The sequence below is a fragment of the Streptomyces sp. NPDC052020 genome (assembly GCF_040680575.1).
Classification (GTDB): domain Bacteria; phylum Actinomycetota; class Actinomycetes; order Streptomycetales; family Streptomycetaceae; genus Streptomyces.
The window spans coordinates 1-3238 of sequence record NZ_JBFAWY010000083.1; the positions used below are offsets into that span (position 1 = coordinate 1).

At 75.0% G+C, this 3238-nt stretch carries 3 protein-coding genes; all 3 read left to right on the forward strand.

What is annotated here, in order from left to right:
• Positions 1-187: 187 nt before the first annotated feature.
• The 3 genes from AB0L74_RS34710 (at position 188) to AB0L74_RS34720 (ending at position 3053) form a co-directional block, all read left to right on the forward strand.
• Positions 188-916: an HAD family phosphatase gene (locus AB0L74_RS34710; RefSeq protein WP_365661573.1), complete on the forward strand. Its 729-nt coding sequence runs from the start codon at positions 188-190 to the stop codon at positions 914-916.
• Positions 917-930: 14 nt separating this feature from the next.
• Positions 931-1683: a glucose 1-dehydrogenase gene (locus AB0L74_RS34715; RefSeq protein ID WP_365661575.1), complete on the forward strand. Its 753-nt coding sequence runs from the start codon at positions 931-933 to the stop codon at positions 1681-1683.
• A gap of 131 nt (positions 1684-1814) precedes the next feature.
• Complete coding sequence (locus AB0L74_RS34720; RefSeq protein ID WP_365661578.1) at positions 1815-3053, forward strand: MFS transporter; 1239 nt, start codon at positions 1815-1817, stop codon at positions 3051-3053.
• Positions 3054-3238: the final 185 nt, after the last annotated feature.

Sequence of the window (3238 nt, forward strand, 5' to 3'; positions counted from 1 at the left end):
CCGTGACCAGATCGTGGCTCTCAAGGAGGAGGTCGACCGGCTCGCCCAGCCGCCGGCCGGCTCGACGTGCACCGACGCGGTCCCACCGACGTGCCTCCGTCCTGTCGCGACGGCGCCACGCCGGATTCCTTTCCGCCCGGCCCGGCCGCCGCCGTCCGCGGCCGGTCCGCACGCTCACGGAGGATTGATGTCCCACGGTCTCGCGCAGCTCCGGCTGGCCGCGCTCAACATCGACGGCGTACTGCTGAACGACACGTTCAGTCCGGTGATCCATCACTTCGTGGTGAGCCGGAACGGCCGGTACACGGCCGAGCTGGAACGCTCCGTCTTCTCCCAGCCGCAGCACATCGCCGGGGAGAACATGGCCCGGGCGGTGCCCGGCGGCCTCACCGGCCCCGAGGCGCTCGCGGCGTACTTCGCGGAACGCGACACCTACGTCGCCCGCCATCCCGTCACCGTGACGCCGGGCGCGATCGCGCTGGTACGGCGGCTGCGGGGGCTGGGCCTGCGGACGGTCTGCTACGGCGGACTGCCCGCCGGCCACTTCCAGCGCTTCCTCGGCGACCACGCCGAGCTGTTCGACGGCCCCGGCTACGTGTGCACCAACGACTTCCGGCCCGGCCTCCACGAGATCGTCACCGAGGTGTTCGGACTGCGGTACGACCAGGCGCTGTTCGTCGACGACGTCGCCCGGGTCGCCGAGAACGCCCGCGCACTGGGGGTGGGTTTCATCGGCCACCCGACCGACTTCGTCCACAGCTTCCAGCCGCGCCTGATGCGCGAGGCGGGCGTACGGCATCTGGTCGGCTCGCTGGACGAGATCGATGAAACGTTGCTGCGGACGGTGGACGCGGAGCTGGCCGACGGCACGTTCTGGGCGCGTACTTCCGACATGAGAGAGGCCATCGGGCGATGAGCGGGGGAGAGCGGATGCTGGACGGAAGAGTCGCGATGATCACCGGTGCCTCCAGCGGCATCGGGGCGGCCGCGGCCCGGCTGTTCGCCGCGGAGGGGGCGGCGGTCGTCCTGATGGCCCGGCGCGAGGAGCGGCTGCGCGCCCTGGCCGCCGAGCTCACCGCGTCCGGGGCCCGTGCCCTGGCCGTGCCCGGGGACGTCGCTTCGGACGCCGACGCCGAACGCGCCGTCCAGGCCGCGGTCACCGAGTTCGGCGGGCTCGACTGTGCCTTCAACAACGCCGGTTACGCGACGGCGGGCACCCCGCTGCACGAGCTGGATGCCGCCGTCTACGAGCGCACCATGGACGTCAACGTGCGCGGCGTGTGGAACTGCATGCGGCACCAGATACCCGCGATGGTGAGGCGGGGCGGCGGCTCCATCGTGAACACCTCCAGCGTGGCCGGCACGCGGGCCACCGGCGCCTCGGCCGCCTACGTCGCCGCCAAGCACGCCGTCCTCGGGCTGACCCGGGCCGCCGCGGCCGAGTACGGGGAGCGGGGGGTGCGCGTCAACGCCCTCGTCGTGGGCAGCACGCGCACGGAGATGATGGAACAGGTGCTGCGGACGTCTCCGGAGCTGGAGGACCGGTTCGCCGCGGACGCGATCCAGCAGCGGATGGCCGCGCCCGTCGAGGTGGCGCAGGCCGCGGCCTGGCTGTGCGGCGACCGGTCGTCCTTCGTGACCGGCGCGGCGGTGCCGGTGGACGGGGGCGCCACGGCCACCTGACCGGCTTTCGCCCCCACCGTCCCGGGACCGCCGGGGATCGGGAGCGACTTGGGGCAGTCGGCGGCGACAGCGCGGGCGGGCGCTGGTGAGCTGGCGGCGGATCCGTTGCCACCGACACCGAGGAGTCCGTCATGCCCCGTACCGACGCCGGCCGCCCCCCGACGTTCCGCCCGCCCGCGCCCCGTCCGCCCGAGTCCCGCGCCCCGCGCGGGCCCGGCGGCCGGGGCCTCGGCGCGCTCGGACTGAGCGCGTTCGTGGTGGGTACCGCGGAGTTCGTCGTGGTGGGGATACTCGACCGGATCGCCTCCGGGCTGCACGTCCCGGTCGGCACCGCCGGCCTGCTGGTCACCGCCTACGCGCTCGGGGTCTGCGCCGGCGGGCCCGCGCTGACGGCACTGACGATCCGGGTGCCGCGCCGGCTCCTGCTCTGCTCGGCCCTGGCCCTGTACGCGCTGACCAACGCCGTGGCCTCGGTCGCGGGTGACTTCACCCTGCTGCTCCTGGTGCGCGCGGTCGCGGGGGCGGTGCACGGCATGTTCGTCGGAGTGGCCTCCGCGGCCGCCGCGAGCCTGGCCGGACCCGAGCGCCGGGGCCGTGCGGTGGCCGTGGTCTTCGGCGGCATCGCCGCGGCCAACCTCCTCGGCGTGCCGCTGGCCACCTACGCCGGTCACGTGCTGTCCTGGCGGTCGGTCTTCGCGGGGATCGCCGTGCTGGGCTGCGCCGCGCTCGCCCTCACCCTCGCGCTGGTGCCGCCGGTGCCGGGCAGCGGGGGCGGTGCGCTGCGGGCGCAGGTCCGGTACGTGGTGACCCGGCCGGTGCTGCTCGCCCTGGGCGTCGCGGTGCTGCTGTTCTGCGGCCAGTTCACCGTCTTCACCCTGCTCGGGACCTATCTCCAGCAGGTCACCGGCGTCTCCGGCGGCGCGGTCGGCGCCTACCTGCTCGTGTTCGGCGCCGCCGGGGCCCTCGGCACGCTGGCGGGCGGACGCTTCGCCGACCGCGACGCCGGGACGACCCTGGTGGTGGCCGGCGCGGTGCTCGTGCCCGCGCTGGCCCTGCTCCACTGGGCCGGCGGGCACCCGGTGACGGCCGCCGTCGTCCTTGCCGTGTTCGGCCTGTTCGGCTTCGGGCTGGCCCCGGCGCTCCAGCTCATCACCATCGAACTGGCCGGTCCCGGCGGGGATCTCGCCTCCACCCTCGGCGCGTCGGCCGGCAACGCCGGCATCGCGGCGGGGTCGGCGGCGGCCGGCTGGTTCGCGGCCGGCCACCCGGTTTCGGGGCTGCCGCTGCTCGGCGCCGCGGTCTGCGCGGTGACGCTCCCCCTGGTCTGGGTGCTGAGCCGGGTCCGGACGGCGGCCGCCGCGGTCCGGTGACCGACGGCACACGCCGGTGCGGCCGTCCCCTTCGCGGGGACGGCCGCACCGGCGTGAGGAGGGACCGGTCAGCGGAAGTCGGCCTCCAGATACTCCCGGTCGGAGCCGGCGGCGGTCGCCTCGCGCAGCTCGATCCGGCGGATCTTGCCCGAGATGGTCTTGGGCAGCTCACCGAACTCCAGGCG